Annotated in this window: 15 protein-coding genes; 1 reads left to right on the top strand and 14 read right to left on the bottom strand. The window is 39.6% G+C overall.

What is annotated here, in order from left to right; translation table 11 throughout:
- The first annotated feature begins 185 nt into the window (after positions 1 to 185).
- Positions 186 to 3,629, top strand: a complete 3,444-nt coding sequence (mfd, locus tag PZ638_RS09070) for a transcription-repair coupling factor (protein WP_206277628.1) — start codon at positions 186 to 188, stop codon at positions 3,627 to 3,629.
- A gap of 69 nt (positions 3,630 to 3,698) precedes the next feature.
- Here mfd and umoD read toward each other — a convergent pair whose 3' ends face one another.
- The 14 genes from umoD to pabC all read right to left on the bottom strand — a co-directional run bounded on the left by umoD (position 3,699) and on the right by pabC (position 18,670).
- Entirely contained in the window at positions 3,699 to 4,295 is a 597-nt protein-coding gene (umoD, locus tag PZ638_RS09065; RefSeq protein ID WP_004253302.1) for a UmoD family flagellar biogenesis regulator, read from the bottom strand.
- A gap of 589 nt (positions 4,296 to 4,884) precedes the next feature.
- On the bottom strand, positions 4,885 to 6,189 hold the full coding sequence (locus tag PZ638_RS09060) for an NAD(P)/FAD-dependent oxidoreductase (protein ID WP_272674202.1): 1,305 nt from the start codon (positions 6,187 to 6,189) through the stop codon (positions 4,885 to 4,887).
- A 413-nt stretch (positions 6,190 to 6,602) separates the two neighbouring features.
- Complete coding sequence (locus tag PZ638_RS09055; RefSeq protein WP_094960435.1) at positions 6,603 to 8,222, bottom strand: bifunctional metallophosphatase/5'-nucleotidase; 1,620 nt, start codon at positions 8,220 to 8,222, stop codon at positions 6,603 to 6,605.
- Between the two features lie 35 nt (positions 8,223 to 8,257).
- Complete coding sequence (locus PZ638_RS09050; RefSeq protein ID WP_004253295.1) at positions 8,258 to 9,610, bottom strand: OprD family outer membrane porin; 1,353 nt, start codon at positions 9,608 to 9,610, stop codon at positions 8,258 to 8,260.
- Positions 9,611 to 10,981: 1,371 nt separating this feature from the next.
- Entirely contained in the window at positions 10,982 to 12,001 is a 1,020-nt protein-coding gene (gene nagZ / locus PZ638_RS09045; protein WP_110591834.1) for a beta-N-acetylhexosaminidase, read from the bottom strand.
- A 64-nt stretch (positions 12,002 to 12,065) separates the two neighbouring features.
- A complete protein-coding gene (locus tag PZ638_RS09040) occupies positions 12,066 to 12,938 on the bottom strand; it encodes a phosphotransferase (RefSeq protein ID WP_275612133.1) in 873 nt (290 codons plus the stop codon).
- On the bottom strand, positions 12,931 to 13,509 hold the full coding sequence (lpoB, locus tag PZ638_RS09035; protein WP_004253278.1) for a penicillin-binding protein activator LpoB: 579 nt from the start codon (positions 13,507 to 13,509) through the stop codon (positions 12,931 to 12,933). The genes PZ638_RS09040 and lpoB overlap by 8 nt, the downstream gene beginning before the upstream one ends.
- A gap of 2 nt (positions 13,510 to 13,511) precedes the next feature.
- Positions 13,512 to 13,904 carry a YcfL family putative periplasmic lipoprotein gene (locus tag PZ638_RS09030; protein WP_094960431.1) on the bottom strand — a complete coding sequence of 131 codons (393 nt, stop codon included), beginning with the start codon at positions 13,902 to 13,904 and terminating at the stop codon, positions 13,512 to 13,514.
- Positions 13,905 to 13,917: 13 nt separating this feature from the next.
- Positions 13,918 to 14,268: a purine nucleoside phosphoramidase gene (gene hinT / locus PZ638_RS09025; protein ID WP_036957623.1), complete on the bottom strand. Its 351-nt coding sequence runs from the start codon at positions 14,266 to 14,268 to the stop codon at positions 13,918 to 13,920.
- A gap of 40 nt (positions 14,269 to 14,308) precedes the next feature.
- Positions 14,309 to 15,100 (bottom strand): metal-dependent hydrolase, encoded by a 792-nt coding sequence (locus PZ638_RS09020; RefSeq protein WP_004253269.1) that lies wholly within the window; start codon positions 15,098 to 15,100, stop codon positions 14,309 to 14,311.
- Between the two features lie 12 nt (positions 15,101 to 15,112).
- Positions 15,113 to 16,105, bottom strand: a complete 993-nt coding sequence (gene holB, locus PZ638_RS09015) for a DNA polymerase III subunit delta' (RefSeq protein ID WP_094960430.1) — start codon at positions 16,103 to 16,105, stop codon at positions 15,113 to 15,115.
- Between the two features lie 24 nt (positions 16,106 to 16,129).
- Positions 16,130 to 16,759, bottom strand: coding sequence for a dTMP kinase (gene tmk / locus PZ638_RS09010; protein ID WP_094960429.1), 630 nt, complete (start codon positions 16,757 to 16,759; stop codon positions 16,130 to 16,132).
- Positions 16,760 to 16,764: 5 nt separating this feature from the next.
- Positions 16,765 to 17,787, bottom strand: a complete 1,023-nt coding sequence (mltG, locus tag PZ638_RS09005; RefSeq protein WP_094960428.1) for an endolytic transglycosylase MltG — start codon at positions 17,785 to 17,787, stop codon at positions 16,765 to 16,767.
- Between the two features lie 52 nt (positions 17,788 to 17,839).
- Positions 17,840 to 18,670 carry an aminodeoxychorismate lyase gene (gene pabC / locus PZ638_RS09000; protein WP_096863862.1) on the bottom strand — a complete coding sequence of 277 codons (831 nt, stop codon included), beginning with the start codon at positions 18,668 to 18,670 and terminating at the stop codon, positions 17,840 to 17,842.
- Positions 18,671 to 18,738: the final 68 nt, after the last annotated feature.

Raw genomic sequence — 18,738 nt, 5'->3', positions numbered from 1 at the left:
TGCTTTAAGTGCCTTTTTGTCTGACTTTCAGACGAATTACGAGTTAAAACTGATTGTTTTGTTATAAATTTTGTAGTTTAACTATTTGTTGATTAACTTAACTATTTTTCGTACAAAAATTGGCTATGTTTGGGCTAACTCTTGTTTAACTGCTTACTAATCGCTGTGAGATACCGAAGATTTCTATGTTGTCAAAATTTCGTTATGAACTCCCTAGTCGTAGTGGCGATGTTCGCCATTTAGGTTGCCTTATCGGGGCGGCTGGTGCACTTGAATGTGGAGAAATAATACAACGTCACCAAGGGCCTGTGATCATCGTGACACGTGATATGCAAAATGCATTACGTTTAAGAGATGAAATTCAACAGTTTACACAACACCCTATAGAGACTCTTTCTGACTGGGAAACATTGCCATATGACAATTTCTCCCCCCATCAGGAAATTATTTCTCATCGTTTATCGACACTGTACCGTTTGCCCAGTTTGCAAAAAGGCGCATTAATTCTTCCCGTCAATACATTGATGCAAAAAGTCTGTCCTGCTGACTTTTTAACCAGTCATGCCTTAGTGATGGCAAAAGGTGACAAACTTTCCCGTGATAACTTACGTAATGAGCTCGATAACGCTGGCTACCGCCATGTAGAGCAAGTCTTAGAGCATGGTGAATATGCCACACGGGGCGCTTTACTCGATTTATTTCCCATGGGTAGCTCGTTGCCGTTTCGTATTGATTTCTTCGATGATGAAATTGATAGCTTACGAACGTTTGACGTTGACTCACAAAGAACACTCGAAGAAGTAGAGCAAATCAATTTACTCCCAGCTCATGAATTCCCGACCGATAAAGACGCTATTGAACGTTTCCGTAGCCAATGGCGCGAGCGCTTTGAAGTTCGCCGTGATCCAGAGCATATTTACCAACAAGTCAGTAAAAACACCTTACCGACGGGTATCGAATATTGGCAGCCTTTATTTTTTGCTCAGCCACTGCCATCTTTATTTGAATATTTACCGCCATCAAGTTTAATTGTTTCGCAGAGCTTACAAGAAGCAGCTGAACGCTTTCAGGTTGATACTCAACAACGGTATGAAAACCGTGGTGTTGACCCAATGCGCCCATTACTCCCCCCTTCTGAGCTATGGTTAACTGTTGAACAACTTAATCAATCATTAAAAAAATGGCCGCGTATTCAGTTATCCCTCGAATCTTTACCCAAAAAAGCGGCAAATACTAATTTAGATTACCTGCCATTACCGGATATCAGCACACAAGGGCAAAGCAAAACGCCGCTTGAAAAATTGCGTCAGTTTACTGAACAATTTGATGGAACCATCGTCTTTTCTGTGGAAAGTGAAGGCCGACGTGAAACCGTTACCGAGCTATTAGCCCGTTTAAAAATTCGCCCTGAAATTATTCAAAGCTATACTAGCCCTACTGACAGCAGATTTGCCATCACCATTGGTGCCGCTGAACACGGCTTTATTCAATCCGATATCCATAGGGCATTAATTTGCGAAAGTGACCTGCTTGGGGAGCGTGTTGTTCGTCGCCGGGCAGATAACCGCCGCACCATTAATACTGACACCCTCATTCGCAACTTAGCTGAATTACGCCCTGGGCAACCTGTGGTACATATTGAGCATGGTGTAGGCCGTTACCAAGGTTTAATTACCTTAGAAGCGGGCGGTATTAAAGCGGAATATTTAATTTTAACCTATGCCGGTGATGATAAACTGTATGTTCCTGTTTCTTCACTCCATTTAATTAGCCGTTATGCAGGTGGCGCTGATGAAAACGCCCCATTGCATAAATTAGGTAGTGATAGCTGGGGTCGTGCACGCCAGAAAGCCGCAGAAAAAGTACGCGATGTTGCTGCTGAACTTCTTGATATTTATGCACAACGAGCCGCTAAGGCTGGCTTTGCATTCAAGCATGATAAACAACAATACCAAGAATTTTGTCAAGGCTTTCCATTCGAAACGACGCCTGACCAAGAAGTCGCCATCAATGCTGTTCTCAGTGATATGTGCCAACCATTAGCAATGGACCGACTCGTGTGTGGTGATGTGGGCTTTGGTAAAACCGAAGTGGCAATGCGAGCCGCATTCCTTGCGATTAATAATAACAAACAAGTTGCCGTTTTAGTCCCCACGACACTACTTGCACAACAGCACTATGATAATTTTAAAGATAGGTTTGCTAACTGGCCTGTCCGCATAGAAATGTTATCACGCTTTAAAACAGCGAAAGAGCAACAACAAATTATTACCCAGACCGCGGAAGGCAAAGTTGATATTCTAATTGGTACCCATAAGTTGCTACAAAGTGACTTAGTATGGAAAGATTTAGGTTTGCTCGTCGTCGATGAAGAGCACCGCTTTGGTGTCCGCCATAAAGAACGAATAAAGGCTATGCGTGCAGACGTTGATATCTTAACGCTGACCGCCACACCTATTCCTCGTACTCTTAACATGGCCATGAGTGGTATGCGTGACTTATCTATTATCGCCACACCACCAGCACGTCGTTTGGCTGTAAAAACCTTTGTGCGCCAATATGATGACTTAGTTGTCCGTGAGGCAATTTTACGGGAAACCTTACGTGGCGGCCAAGTTTATTACCTTTACAATGATGTTGAAAATATTGAAAAGGCAAAGACCCGCCTTGAAGAGTTAGTCCCTGAAGCACGTTTTGTTGTTGGGCATGGCCAAATGCGCGAGCGCGAGTTAGAACGCGTAATGACAGATTTCCATCATCAACGTTTTAATGTATTGATATGCACCACAATTATTGAAACTGGTATTGATATACCAACAGCGAATACCATTATCATTGAACGCGCGGATCATTTCGGATTAGCTCAACTCCATCAACTACGTGGACGAGTTGGTCGCTCTCACCATCAAGCATACGCTTACTTACTCACCCCGCATCCCAAAGCTATGACCACCGATGCACATAAACGCCTTGAAGCCATTTCATCATTGGAAGACTTAGGAGCTGGTTTTGCTTTAGCAACTCACGATTTAGAAATTCGTGGTGCGGGTGAATTACTTGGTGAAGACCAAAGTGGGCAAATGACCACTATTGGTTTTACCCTGTACATGGAGCTATTAGAAAGTGCTGTCGATGCGCTTAAAGAGGGGCGTGAGCCTTCATTAGAAGATTTAACTAGCCAACAAACAGAAGTTGAGTTGCGTATGCCTGTTCTGTTGCCAGACGACTATATTCACGACGTGAATATTCGCTTGTCTTTCTATAAACGAATAGCCAGTGCAAAAAACCGTCCGGAGCTCGACGAATTGCGTACAGAACTGATCGACCGCTTTGGTAGTTTACCTGACGCAGGTAAATTCCTATTAGCGAACGCAGCTATTCGATTACAAGCTCAAGCTCTTGGTATTAAACGTATTGAAGCTCATGAAAAAGGTGGCTTTATTGAGTTTAGTGATAAAAATAAAGTCGACCCAAGTTTCTTAATAAGCTTATTACAAAACCAGCCACAAACTTATCGGTTAGATGGCCCTGTTAGACTAAAATTTTTCCATGATTTAACAGAAAGAGTTTCTCGACTAGAGTTTATTAAACAATTACTCATTGGGTTTGAAGAGCATCAAATTAGCTAAGTTTGATGCTCTAAAATGATAAAAGGCTACTCTTGTAGCCTTTTATCTCTATAATATTTATAGAAAAAATTATTCCATAAAGCCAAATGTATTTTTATTCGGTTGCAGTTCTAAGACTGCTGATGAGTTTTTTGTGATTGGTAATTCATTTTGCTGTAAACAATAAAAGGGTAATAATTCTTTTATATCACTGCGCATGGTTTCACATACTGAATTGGATGAAGTGAGCACCAAACGCCCTTTATCATCTAAAGGAATAAACATTGATGGTTCATAGGATGTTCTGACTTTTCCAACTGTTTTACCAATTTGATACACAACGTCATATCCAACAATCACTAATTCCATTTTTTGTGTGTTAACACAGGTTTGATTTTGCATATCAAATAGAGATGGAAAGCTTTTCCCTTGTAATGCTTCAATCATAAAAATCATTTTGCATTCGCTTTGTGCAGGGTGAAAACGAGAAAGAGATTGCTGATTAAAGGTGCCTAAAACCCCTGTTACTGTACAATTTTCGTACTCAACAAGGCGATTCGCTTTGATCGGCTCAACCGATAATACCGTAGCCAATTTAGTTTCCGGCTCTTGGCTGAATGAATTCACGAGCAATACAATAAGGAGCATCACTACAGTTGCTAATAACAACTTAAATTTTAGCTTCATCGTGTTAACCCTTATTAAAATATGCCGTGCCTATTGTAACCACTACTCAAAATAATTCGATAATTACCTACTAATAGTGTTGTTTTTTAGAATTATCTTAAATTATCATGAAAACATATGTTTATTATAACTGTTTTAGAAAAATAAACTTTACCATTAGTGCAACTTCACCTATTGATTACAATCAAAAATATTACTGTTTTAAATCAATAGGATAATAGAAGAGCCTGTTATGGTTGGCTGTTATCGTTATATAAATGGATTTACATCTTAATTATTTAAAACTTAAGATAAGTTAATATTCGGATCATTTATTTTATATTAATTTCTAGGTTTAAGTTTCATTAAAATAAAATATATATTTATATAAGTAATAGTGACAATATAATCGATAATTAACCTATTAAATTTGATCTAAATAGTTTTTCTACGCAATATTTAACATAGATAAACCTTGACAGATTGAGTTAATATATTTTTTAACATTATTATTTATCATTATAAATAATAAAAAATAATGCACCTGTTATACGAATATACAGGTGCATAGTGCTAATAAAACCAAATTAAACAAGTAGCTAGTCGTTGACTAGTGCAATTTTAACTTTGGACGAATAATTCTGTTAATACTGCCAACAAGCATCATTAGCCCCGTTTTAATGTAACCGTGTAATGCGATTTGGTGCATACGGTATAAAGAAATATACACAAAACGAGCGATACGCCCTTCTACCATCATATCCCCACGCATTAAATTCCCCATCAAGCTGCCAACTGTACTAAAGCGAGACAGTGAAACTAATGAGCCATGGTCTTTATAAACATATTCTTTTAAAGGTTTATCTTTCATTAAAGCGACAATATTGTCATAACAAAGGCTGGCCATTTGGTGAGCTGATTGAGCCCTTGGTGGCACAAATCCCCCTTCTGGCTTAGCGCAAGAAGCGCAATCGCCAATGGCAAAAATCATATCGTCACGAGACGTTTGTAACGTTGGTTTTACCACCAATTGGTTGATACGATTTGTTTCTAACCCAGCGATATCTTTCATGAAATCAGGTGCTTTAATCCCTGCAGCCCAAACCATGAGATCCGCATGAATTTTACCATCTTCTTTCGTATTCAAACCATCTGCATCAGCACTGGTTACCATAGTTTTCGTCAATACATTCACGCCGAGTTTATTAAGTTCTTGATGTGCGGCACTTGAAATTCTCGGCGGTAAAGCCGGCAGGATACGTTCACCCGCTTCAACTAGTGTGACATTCAATGCATCTGTGTCTAGCCCTTTAAAGCCATAACTGGTCAGTTGCTCTACTGCGTTATAGAGTTCCGCTGATAACTCAACGCCCGTTGCACCGCCACCAACAATGGCAATATTAACGCTCTCCTCTGCGTTATCACGAACTGAGTAACGTAAAAACAGATTTAGCATTTCGTCGTGAAAACGGTGCGCTTGGTGTGGGTTATCTAAGAAAATGCAGTGTTCTTTAACACCTGGTGTACCAAAATCATTCGACGTACTTCCTAACGCCATCACTAAAATATCGTATTCTAGTTCACGCAAAGGGACCAATAATTCACCATGTTTGTCATAAAGTTCACCGAGAACCACTTTTTTATTTTCACGGTCAATATTCGTGAGTGAACCTAATTGGAAATTAAATGCATTATGGCGAGCATGGGCCAAATAGCTTATCGCATCGACGCCATCATCTAACGAACCTGTCGCCACTTCATGTAATAGTGGTTTCCATAAATGGCTTGGGTTGCGGTCAACCAAGGTAATTTGTGCGCGTTTTTTACGGCCTAACTTACGGCCTAAACGTGTTGCCAGTTCTAATCCACCAGCCCCACCGCCGACAACGATGATTTTGGGTTGAAATAAGGTCATAAATCCCTCGAAACAAAATATATTAATGTTATTTAAGGTTTCTCATAAAAAAACCTTATATAACAATAATTAGCCACAACTCACACTAACCCTATTAGAATATCATGACTGGTCTATTGGTAATACCAAATATTGATTCACATCAATTTAGTTGATTATTATGACTACGATCACATTCGTCAAATCATTTTTTTCCCCAAACGAATCGAGTCAGCTTTTTAGCCGTTATATCAATCAATTGTTTAAATTCACAAAATCATAATGATAATGAGAATTATTACTTTATCATTTTTTATTTAGTAAACACAATCAATCCCCCCTTCTCATCGTTACCCCATGCCGGAAATTAAGCACAAAAAAAACTCTGAGGATGATAAACACCCTCAGAGCTTTTAATGGAATATTAAATTTTATTATTTAATTTTCTTGATACGCACATCCGTTGGAACGGAAACTGGTGAGTTATCTTTAAAGTACTGCATTAACGCTTCGTTATCTGGCAGGCTATAAACACGGTCTTTACCTTGGTTGAAGGCAGAGAAACGGCTACCACCCGTTGCTAAGAATTCATTCGCAGCAACACGATAGCTTTTATTCATGTCTAACGGCTTACCGTTTAATTTCATTGATTTTTGAATAACTTTATCACCCACTGGGCGGCTGTCATCCCACTCGTAGTAAAAACCTTTAGAAACTGGCATAACTTGTGGACGAGCACGATCCCACTGCTGCTCAAGCGCTTGTTTAATTTGTGCACCTGTTAGCGATTGCGTAACAACCACGTTAGAGAATGGCTGGACAGTGAAAATATCACCGTAAGTTAATTCCCCTGCTTTCATATCAGCACGAATACCGCCACTGTTCATAAACGCAATTTGCGCACCGCCCGCTTCTTTGCTGGAAGCTGCATATAATTGCCCATCAGCAATAATCTTACCTAGAGTTGAATCTCCTGCAGGCAATAATTTTTTATCCACATTTGCTGTTAAAGAGCCCATCACTTGTTGCGAAATAGGCAAGGCAATTTTTTCGTATTTTTGTACGAACGTGGTTAACTCAGGGTTTTTCTCATAACGGCTCGTTTCAACAGGGATATTCTTTGCATTGATACTAACAATATCTTTCGTATTTCTATCAATCTCAATATTCAATTGAGATAATAAAGTCCCGTTAGACTGGGCTGAAATTACTGTCATCCCATTGATTTCACAATTGTAAGCTTGGTGTGTATGACCGCTGACAACAAAGTCTACATTCGCATCTAATTGTTTAACGATATCAACGATTGGGCCTTTGATATTATCACAACGGTTAATATCTTTAACTTTGGTATCAACTTGTTGTGTTGCGCCTTCATGGATCAGAACACCGATACTGTTAATACCTTGTGCTTTTAATAATTTCACTTGGTTATTAATAGTTTCGACTTCATTTTTGAATTCTAACCCTGCGGTTCCACTTGGTGTTACGATAGCCGGCGTACCTTCTAACGTTAAACCAATAAATGCCATTGGAATGCCATCAAACTCTTTAATAAAGTAAGATGGGAACAGAGTTTCTCCTGTTTCTTTCACAATAACGTTGGCCGCTAAGTAGTTAAAATTAGCACCATCAAAGGAATCTTTACCCACACAACCTGCTGTTGGGTGACAGCCGCCGTTTTGTTTTCTCAGCAGCTCTTCTTTACCTTTATCAAACTCATGGTTACCAACTGCACTAGTTTCCATACCAATCGCACTTAAGGCTTCAATGGTAGGTTCATCATAAAACATCGATGACAGTAATGGGCTTGCCCCGACTAAATCACCCGCGCCAACAACGATAGTTTTATCATTTTGCGCTCTTAATTGATTAACCAGCGTGGCAATTGACTCAATACCACCTAATTTACCATCACCTGGGGCTTGTAAAGCCCCATGGAAATCATTAATACCAATGACTTGTACTTTTACGGTATCTGTATTTTTGGGAGCACAACCCGCTAAAAGTGCACCAGAAATGAGCAGTGTGAGTAATCCAATTTTATGTTTCATTTATTTTACCTTTTTTAATCCTTTTCAACTATCGACTACATTTTAAAACGATAAGTCGTTGTCATTGATCCAGATAACGAGTGTGCACGACGTGAGTGACCATCATATAATTTTGGCGTCGTGTAGTCGTTCTCCTGACGGTGGTGCCAGCCCAGACCGCCACTTAACGAAACAGAAAGGTTTTCAGTTGGTTTCCAATAGCTGAATAGACCAAATTGACCTTGTTTTAATCTTTCACCTTCATATTTAAATTCTGAATAGTTAGTACGCGCACCAACAGAGAGTTCTTTACTAATACGATACTCTGCTGCCATTGCAACCATGGTTTCACCATCGCGTACGTAGTCGATATCTGCATAGGCTGGTGAGTTAAAACGGCCACGAGTGTTACCAATTGGGTTACGCGCAAATTGGCCTACGCCATTCGCTTTTTTCGCTTGGGTATGAGTTAAACCTGTGCTTAACGTCCAAGGTGACTCAGGAATACGCCATTCTGCCGTTCCTGCGTAGTGCCATGCACGTTTGTCAAAATTACGCTTCCCTTTTTGTTTATCGGTTTCAGTACGTTTACCATCACTACCGTATTCATGGTTATAGATTTGTGTACCGAGTGTCACATCTGAAGTCAGTTTATATTTTGCTTCTAAACCTTGTTGACGGAATAAATCATCTGCTTGACCATAGAAATAGTATACTTTCAATGGTTTAGTATTGTAGTTAATACCACCTGTAATGACATGATTAACATTGTGTCGAACACCATTAGCATCAGTGAAATACATCGCATCAATATTTGGGCTATCGCGACGCATGACTTTCTTATCGAGATATAATAAATCCAAACTCCAATCACTGATCGCAGTATTAGTGTAGTAACCGCTATAACTGTTCAATGATAAACGCTGTGAATTCGTGAAAATACCCGTATTTTTCAGCGTAAACCAACCTGCTTTCGCATTAAATTTTACTGGCTCAAGGTCCAGTTTTACTTTTGCATAACGTTGACCAATTTTGTTGTACCCTTTCGCATGGCCATCATCATTATATAAAATTGCACGGGAGGCGAAGTCTTTACTTGCCCCCAGTTTGATACCGCCGTAATAAGAGGCATCAAAGCCAATTACATCAGCAAAATAACCTGATTTGAAATCTGCTTGAAAGTTTTGTCCCCAAGCATTCGCAACTTGTTTTCGATAACGGTTTTCGTTTTTATCAAAACGGTTTTCTGTTTTTAAGTATTTCCACATGTTGCGGGTTGACAGCTCTAGCTCCGAATCCGCAATGAATGAGTTTTCCTTGATAGAATCTTCCCAGTTGCTGGCATTTGCCATTGCTACCGCTAAATAGCAAGGAGAAAGCATTAATAACGCAATATTTTTAACTTTCATTGGAATTAACCTAGTTAATGATTATTTGAATTAATTTTATGCTGTGCCATGTTTCCATGAACAACAAAACACCATTTTTATTTTTAGCTTAATAAAACAATTTAACTTAAAGACAAACAGATACATCCATTTCAAACACATAAGTCATTTTAAATATAAAATTCAATACAGTATTTTCCTGTATTTGTGTTTACTTATTACTATGAATAGAAATATTCCTTATAGGAATTCAAAAATACATTATTGATTCGATAGCGCCACTTACTCATATTTGGTGTTTATCTAGCTTAAACCTCACACTTCGGCACTGTATTTATCGACACTGTATTATTTATTAAGAAAAAATTGCACTTTATTTCCTATATAATTTTTTAGAGCAAAAAATATCCCTGAGAAATAATCATCTCAAATAAATTTGAATATTTAACTTAAAATGCAACTATTAAATTGCTATTTTTTTAATTGATTACTTATCACTCTAAATTGTCATAAATCTTTCATAATACGAATGCTATCGTAATTTTATGTCAATTAAAACGATCGCTGTCACAACACGCCACATCAGTTGCAATAAGCTACTTTTTAATAGTGATGCATGTCACATTTTATTTTAAGGTAAATTTAATATGTAACTCATTATTTTGAATAGAATTTTATCGGCAATTCATTTATTTGTTAACTCATCCACTTAAATAGGTATTTGTAATAGCTTTATACATATTGGCTATATGTATAAAATTTCACCCAATAGAAACTCTCATATGAATGCGTAGTATTTGTTGATGTATATTTACTCATGATCGTTCTATAGCCCCCTCATAAGAGAAAGTATTATTCTCTGTAGGCAAATTTAAATTAAGTAACACTTGAGCAAATGATAGGCACCAATAGTTATTAAGCACTGATTGAATCATTCTATTTTTCATTTATTTAAAATCATCTTAACTTTTTAAGATGATTGCTTTCATTATTAAAATTAACATAGCTATACCCAGCACTCTAACCATATAAAAACCCAGACATAATGCAAATATATGGTTATTTGTTTCAATTAAACTCAAAATATAATTACCAACAAATAAAACAATCAACATTTCTATTTTATTTTTTCAAAAATGAAACATAACACTAATGAGATTAATAAAAACCTTCTAATTATTTTTAATAGTGAAATAAGTATTAGTTCATTTTTATCAAATATAGTCGAAAAGAACATTTGGATTAACTGTAAAAAACAAGAAAGTTACGGGTAACTTTTACCACAAGTCATAATTTTATTATTTTATTCATGCAAAGCAATTTGTCTTTTTTGCGTACTTATGCAAAAAAGCCAGTAATAAATTACTGGCCTTTCAGATGTACTAGAAATTATTAGCGATGTTCTTGCCAGCGCTCATGCAAATCAACGAGTTGACGATGGCTATTTTTCCAACGCTCAACTGCTTGCAACTCTGTTAAACTATATTGTCGGCCGCTATGATATAGCTTAGAAGCTTGGCTATCATATTGTTTCGGTAAGTTATCTAAGACGCTGACTGCACCTTCACGATTATTACAGACTAAAATCATGTCGCATCCCGCATTCAACGATGCCTGGGCTCTCTCAGGATAACTTCCCATCACCGCAGCGCCTTCCATCGATAAATCATCAGAGAAAATGACACCATGAAAACCAAGTTGCTCTCGCAATACTGATTTTAGCCAAAATGGCGAACCGCTCGCAGGACGATCATCAGCTTGAGTATAAATAACATGAGCAGGCATCACTGCATCGAGTAGTTCTCGCTGAATAAAGTCTTTAAAGATCAACATATCTTTACCCCGGATCTTATCCAAGGAGCGGTCATCCCGTGGTGTTTCTTTATGTGAGTCAGCTTTCACTGCACCATGGCCAGGAAAGTGTTTCCCAGTCGTTTTCATCCCCGCACTGCGCATACCTTTAATAAAACGTTCTGCCATGACCATCGCAATTTCTGGGTCTTCGTGGAATGAGCGTTCGCCTATCGCAATACTTTGATGGCCAAGATCCAAAACAGGTGCAAAACTAATATCAATATCCATAGCTATCATCTCTGATGCCATTAACCACCCCGCCTCTTCAGCAAGTTTAGCACCATCGATTTCACTATTGAGTGCTGCAAATGCCTGAGCAGAAGGCAATGCGGTGAAACCATCACGGAAACGTTGTACTCGACCACCTTCTTGGTCAACAGCTATCAACAACCGGTGTCTTGATGCATCACGAATTTGGCGGACAAGCTCTCGTAATTGGGCTGCGTCATGAAAGTTACGGGTAAACAGTATTAACCCCCCCACGGATGGGTGAGCTAATATTTCGCGCTCTTCGTTGTCCAATTCATAACCCTGAACATCTAGCATTATAGGGCCCATAACATGCCTCACTTATTAAACTAATTGTCTTAATCCGATACTGTTTTCTGATAGCTTTTGGCTATCAACCTATTAAACCAAAATATTGCCGTAATAATTGTGAGTGTACCAAAAAGTCAATTGACTGGCTTTCATTCCACTGCACTTCATACCACATTAATGTCATATATTTTACCCAAGGTGCCCATGATTGACAGCTTTTCGCCAATTGCTGTTTGTCTCGATAAGCACCGTGAACATCACAATATTGCCTCAAGAAAAAATCTCGCTGAATGTCTGTCAGACCATTAAATTGGAAATAGGTTTCTAAAGAGAATGCGATATCTGTATTTGCCGCATACTCCCAATCCAATAGCATTAGCTGCCCTGTTGATGTGCATATAATATTCTTTGCATGAATATCCATATGGGCAGGCGCGAGTTTCAGCATTTTTGGGAAAGAGGCAGAGATAAAATGGCGATGGAGTTTTTTCCAGCGAGGTGATAACCGTTTTTTATCAATTAAATAGCCGTAATGAGATATTTCATTGCGGAGTTGTAAATGATACCCCAGCAGTGGAGCACAATGTAATTGTGTGACTATATTTACAAGCTCACACTGGTAACTGGGCAACAAAAAAGTATTGTTATCAGGGTGTTGCCCTTCACACCACCCTAATAATAACCATTGTGAATTCCGACCAATCACTTGAGGTGTAAATGAATAAGCGCGTAATTGCTGCAATATCCGCGCTTCTTTCTTTCGGTCAACATACAAAGCAGTTTGTGCATTTCCATCTGCACGCGCTATCAGCTTCACTTCGCGAGCAGGTAGAAAATATTCCACCAAATAACTTCCCCCCGACAGCCCTGTTAGTGAGGATATTTTCCAATCACGTACAGAGATTGTAGGAAAATGTGTCACTAACAGTCGAAAAAGTGACTGCTGGTTACTCAATATTGTGCTTTCCAGTCCAAACAATTTCACCCGTTTGCACATCCATCAACTGCATTTCAAGGCTTCTTTCTTTATTTGAACCTGACATCACGCTGTAAATCACATACTCCGCTTGGACATAGCGGCCTAACCCTATCGCTTTGCTACGGGTGACTAAGCTGTCTTCTTGTGATAAACCGAGTGTTTTACGTGCGGAACTCACCACACTGGCGGGAACCACTTTAAAACGATTGGTGTTCTCAACCGCGGTTGTCATAACTGATGTTACAGTTTGCACCGGTATTGAACCATTCGTGTTATTTTTCACTGAATCAACTAACAGTACTTTTCCGTTTTCGACCCCATCCGCACTGGCCATTTGGTTAACTAAAGGTGTAATGGAAGCGGACCAATCTGTTGTTTGTTGCTTTGGTGGAGTTGGAACAACATCAACGGGTGGCGGAGTCACTTCTGGTTGTTTTTCCGGCTCTACTGGCACAATTGGGGGTTGTGTACCTGGTTGTTGAGGTGGATATGAAGGGCACCCAGCCAAAATTAATGTCGCGGCAGCAACCATTAAGATGCGTTTCATTATTATTCTCCGGCCTTTGGCGATAAAAATACATGAACACGTACATTTGTTGCACGTGGAGAAGAAGTCACAGCACGAACTTTCACATCAGAATTTGCTGCGATTTGCTGATACAAGGTATTCGATGTTTCTACGTTTAATCCTTGCTTATCATACCAGTATAAACGATAAGCAATATTCACCACTTTAGGCTGTGAATTACTCATGTTAATAGTAGCGATAGTTTGATGATTTTCACTACCTATCACTGGGTTTTCGACAATGACCCCTTGTGCAAGTACTGCGGGCTCCATAATGATGCGCTGTTGCTCATTAAAAACCAGCCCTTGTGTTTTCTTAAATATGCAACCACTTAGCAACACAGTTACCAAAGCAAGTAATGCAATACGGTTCATTGCCGATCCCTTATTATTTCGCCAATAGCGGCCCTAATGGGCGACCACCCACTAGATGCATGTGGATATGAAACACTTCTTGCCCTGAATGTTCATTGCAGTTCATGATTAAACGGTAGCCATTTTCTGCAATACCTTCTTCTTTGGCTATTTTCGCTGCAACAGTAAACAAACGACCTAATGCAAGTTCGTCATCCACAGTAACATCATTGACAGTTGGAATTAATTTATTAGGAATAATAAGAATATGAGAAGGTGCTTGTGGCGAAATGTCACGAAATGCGGTGACAAGTTCATCTTGGTAAACCACGTCTGCTGGGATCTCGCGACGGATAATTTTACTGAAAATCGTTTCTTCTGCCATTTCAATTTCCTTAGTCATTTAATCGTTCTAGTGAACTAATTTATACGTTATTTGTGCCAACATTTAAATGAAACAAACGATTGAAGTTTTGTGTCGTGATTTCAGCGAGTTGCTCAACACTAACCCCCTTTAGCACCGCCATATACTCAATAACATCCCGGACGTACGCGGGTTGGTTTTCCCTCCCACGATGAGGAACAGGAGCCAAATATGGCGAGTCAGTTTCGACTAAAATTCGGTCTAAAGGAACAACACGGGCGGCTTCTCTAATTTGCTCTGCGTTACGAAATGTGACGATCCCTGAAAATGAGATATACATACCTAAATCGAGTAGTTCAACAGCCGTATCTTTATCTTCAGTAAAGCAGTGTAATACCCCGCCACAGTCCATCACATTTTCTTCGCGTAGAATAGATAAGGTGTCTTCTCGTGCCGCACGAGTATGCACAATGACGGGTTTATTGACTTCACGACCTATGCGAATGTGCTGACGAAAAGACTCTTGCTGCAACGCGGCATTTTCTTGCTGATAATAGTAATCCAGCCCAGTTTCTCCTAGCGCAACAACCTCATTTCCTGCTGCTAATTGTGCTAGTCGTGCGAAATCATATCCTTCGTCTAAATTGAGAGGATGAATACCACATGAAAAAGCAATATTGTCACGCATACCAATCATTTTTTTCATGCTTTCAAAACCGTGCAACGTTGTAGCAACAGCTAACATGAAGCGGACATCACGGGCCGAAGCCTTTGCGATAACATCGTCGACATTCGTATGTAATTTTTCATAATCTAAACAGTCGAGATGACAGTGTGAATCAACAACAAACATATTTAACTCTTTTTAAAATGTAGGGAGAGACAACGAAGCTTCCCATTGTAATAATTGATTTGTCAGAATCAGTTCCTGATTCAGTGCAGGAACTGTCAGTAATTGATGGCGGCAATATAACCACTTATCATACATATTTATTAACTGTGTTCGATTCATAGCACCAGCTAATTGCAGAACTTGAGATTGCTGATCTTGGTTGATGCAAAAAGCCCCAGCCCCTTGTTGAATTTTAATAGCATCCGCCAATAAGCTAAGTAGCCAATTTAAGGCATCAGGCGCTTCATCAATATTCAAACTAGGCAGCAAACTCAACATGTCCCCCGTTTGCAATGCATGGCCTAAACTATGGCATAGTGCATTACGTTTTTGCCAGCGTTGTTCATCCAATAAGGCTAGCGCAGAAAGTGGCGCACCTTGGCATATTTTTAATGCCGTTATCGCATTCTCAACAGCAATACCCGGCTTTTGCTTTTGCAACCAGTAAAGTGCTATTTGTGGATCGGGAGCAGGTAAGAAATGACTTAGGCAACGGCTGCGAATGGTCGCAAGCAAATTCTCTTGTTTATCACTTCCAAGTAAAAAGTAAGTATCCTTTGCTGGCTCTTCCAATGTTTTCAATAACGCATTAGCTGCTGCATCTGTCAATGCTTCAACCTGTGGAATATACACCACTTTGTTGCCGCCTTGTTGAGCATGGCGACTCAAGGTTTCAATCAATTTTCTAACCGCATCAACACTAACAGTAGACTTCCCTTTTTCTACTTCAATAATATGATAGTCAGGATGATTACCCGCGAGCATCAAACGACAGCTGTGGCATTGCCCACAGCTTTTTAGCCCGTCTCTTTCTTGGCAAATAAGCCAACGACTAATTCCATAGCATAGTGCTTGTGCCCCATTTCCCGGTATTGAGTGAAGCAGTAACGCGTGGTGGCCTCGACCGCTTTGGTACGCAGTAATGATTTGTCGGTAAGGTTCATTTAACCAAGGATACCAATTCATGGGATTAATACCTTATGTGGTTTATCAAGCACGCACTAACCATTGCGTCAACGTTTGGCGAATATCTTGCTGTACTTGCTCAATATTTTGGCTGGCATCAATAGTGAGTATCGTTTCATCACCCGCAGCCAGCTCAAGATAACGGCTGCGTGTTCTTTCGAAAAAGGCTAACGATTCTTTTTCAATTCTATCTAACTCACCCCGTGACCTTGCACGTTGTAAACCTAATTCAGGAGGTAAATCAAGGTATAAGGTTAATGAAGGTTTGAAATCGCCCAACACTAAGTCACGTAATGATTGCATCAAATGACGATCAATTTCACGCCCCCCCCCCTGATAAGCTTGGGAAGATAAATCATGACGGTCACCGACCACCCATTTGCCGGCCGCTAATGCAGGTTGGATCACCGTATCAACCAGTTGTACACGGGCTGCATATAACATCAGCAATTCAGCCTTATCCGTGACTTTATCACCTGCAATACCTTGCTTTATCAGCTCACGGAGTTTCTCTGCCAATGGCGTTCCACCAGGCTCGCGGGTAAAAACAATATCTGTGATCCCTGCTTGGTTCAACGTTTCCACAACCGTATTGATTGCAGTTGTTTTACCAGCGCCTTCGAGTCCTTCAATAACAATAAATTGGTTTTTCATTTTTATCAGTTTTGCTGTTCAAATTGGCGGTAAACTTTAACGGCACGATTGTGGTCGTTTAAATTACGACTAAAAGTATGCCCACCTTTACCATCTGCGACAAAAAATATGTAATCCGTTTTAGCCGGATGTGCGGCAGCCTTTAACGATGCAAGGCTCGGCATTGCAATCGGTGTTGGTGGCAAACCATCAATCTTATAAGTATTGTATGGTGTGTAATTATCTAAATCACTACGATAAATTTTACCACGATACTTTTCACCTAACCCATAGATGACGGTTGGGTCGGTTTGCAGACGCATATTTTTCTTTAAGCGGTTAACAAATACGGATGCAACCTGGGCTCTTTCACTATCAATACCAGTTTCTTTTTCAATAATCGAAGCCATAATAAGCATTTCATAGGCATTCTTATAGGGTAAATCCCTATCACGCCCTTTCCACTCTTCATCAAGGCTGTTTTGCATACGTTTATAAGCACGTTTTAAAATTTCAGCGTCTGTTGTCCCCGCTGTGTATAAATAGGTATCAGGATATAGCCACCCTTCTAAAGTCCCTTCTCCGTTAAACCCAATCAGGGCGTGCAGTTCTGTCGGGGTTAAGTTGGTAGTTTTATGCTCTAAGTAAGGAGCATCACGTAAAATATTACCCCAATCACTTAAACGGTTACCTTCAATAAAACGGATCGAAAATTGTGCTTCTTTACCACTTACAATTAATTGTAGTAGTTGTTCCACATTCATACCCGGTTGCAGGCGGTAAGTTCCTGCTTTTAGCTGAGCCAGTTCAGGCCGTAGTTTGAGTAACCATTGAAATTCATTCCCTTTTTCAAGAATGTTATCTTCTATAAGTAACCCTTCAAATACGACACGCCCAGTTCCCGCAGGTACTGTGAAGATTTTTTCTTGTGTGATATTGATAGGCGTTTTGGCATAGTCCAGTACTTGACGATATTGCCAATAGACCGCGACTGCGACAATAGCAGCCAAGGTAACGGCAATTAGAATAATTTTTTTGGCTAATTTCATTTATTGACCATTTCAATGCGTGTGTTGGTAACAATTAATTCATTTATAAAAACTAAATTTTGCAACGCAAAAATAGATACTCAAACAGCTCACGAGACGCAAATTGTAATGGTGGAAGTTGTTTATCCATTTGAATACTTTGTACCGGTAAAACTGGCATCAGCGCATTACAAATAACCACTTCATCACAATGAGTTAAGACGTTAGCAAAGCGTTCCACCTGTTGAAGATGGTACTGGCTATCTTGTAACAGTGATATTATCTTTTGTCTCATTAATCCATTCACACCACTATGAGATAAAACTGGGGTATACACTGTTTGACCAATTCGCCAGAAAACATTAGCACTACAGCATTCAACAATAATACCGTCGGTGTCTAGCACAATAGCTTCATCTGCATTAAGTTCATCAACCTCTTGCTTAATAAGGACTTGTTCTAAGCGGTTGAGGTGTTTCATCCCTGCTAGCAATGGGTTACGAGCCAATGGAATTTGGCTAAGAACGAGGTTAGCCCCTTTGCACTGTAATTGGACATAATTATTCGGGAAGGGAGAAACGCTGACTATCACCGTCGGCGAGGTAAAACCTTTAGAGCTATATCCTCTACCACCAGCACCGCGACTAATAATCACTTTGACCACAAATTCGTCTTGAGTCTGTTCTGCACAAACCTGCTTTAGATGCTCTGCCAACCTTTCCCAATCTGGCTGAGCAATTTTCAATCTTTGGCTATCGTGCTTTAACCGAGCAATATGCTCATTTAACATTTTAGCTTGCTGATTAACGCCATGTATGGTCGTAAAGCAGCCGTCCCCAAAAGAGACTGCGCGATCAGTAACACTTATTTGCTGGCAAAGCTGCCCATCAACCCAATATGACATTGATAATACTTATAATAAAAGCTGATAAATCAGACAGTAATCAAGTGGGATTATCATAAACTAAAGCG

It is taken from the genome of Providencia hangzhouensis (assembly GCF_029193595.2).
GTDB lineage: Bacteria > Pseudomonadota > Gammaproteobacteria > Enterobacterales > Enterobacteriaceae > Providencia > Providencia hangzhouensis.
Note: the sequence above shows the minus strand (reverse complement) of the source record. Positions and strands in the feature narration are given on the sequence as shown.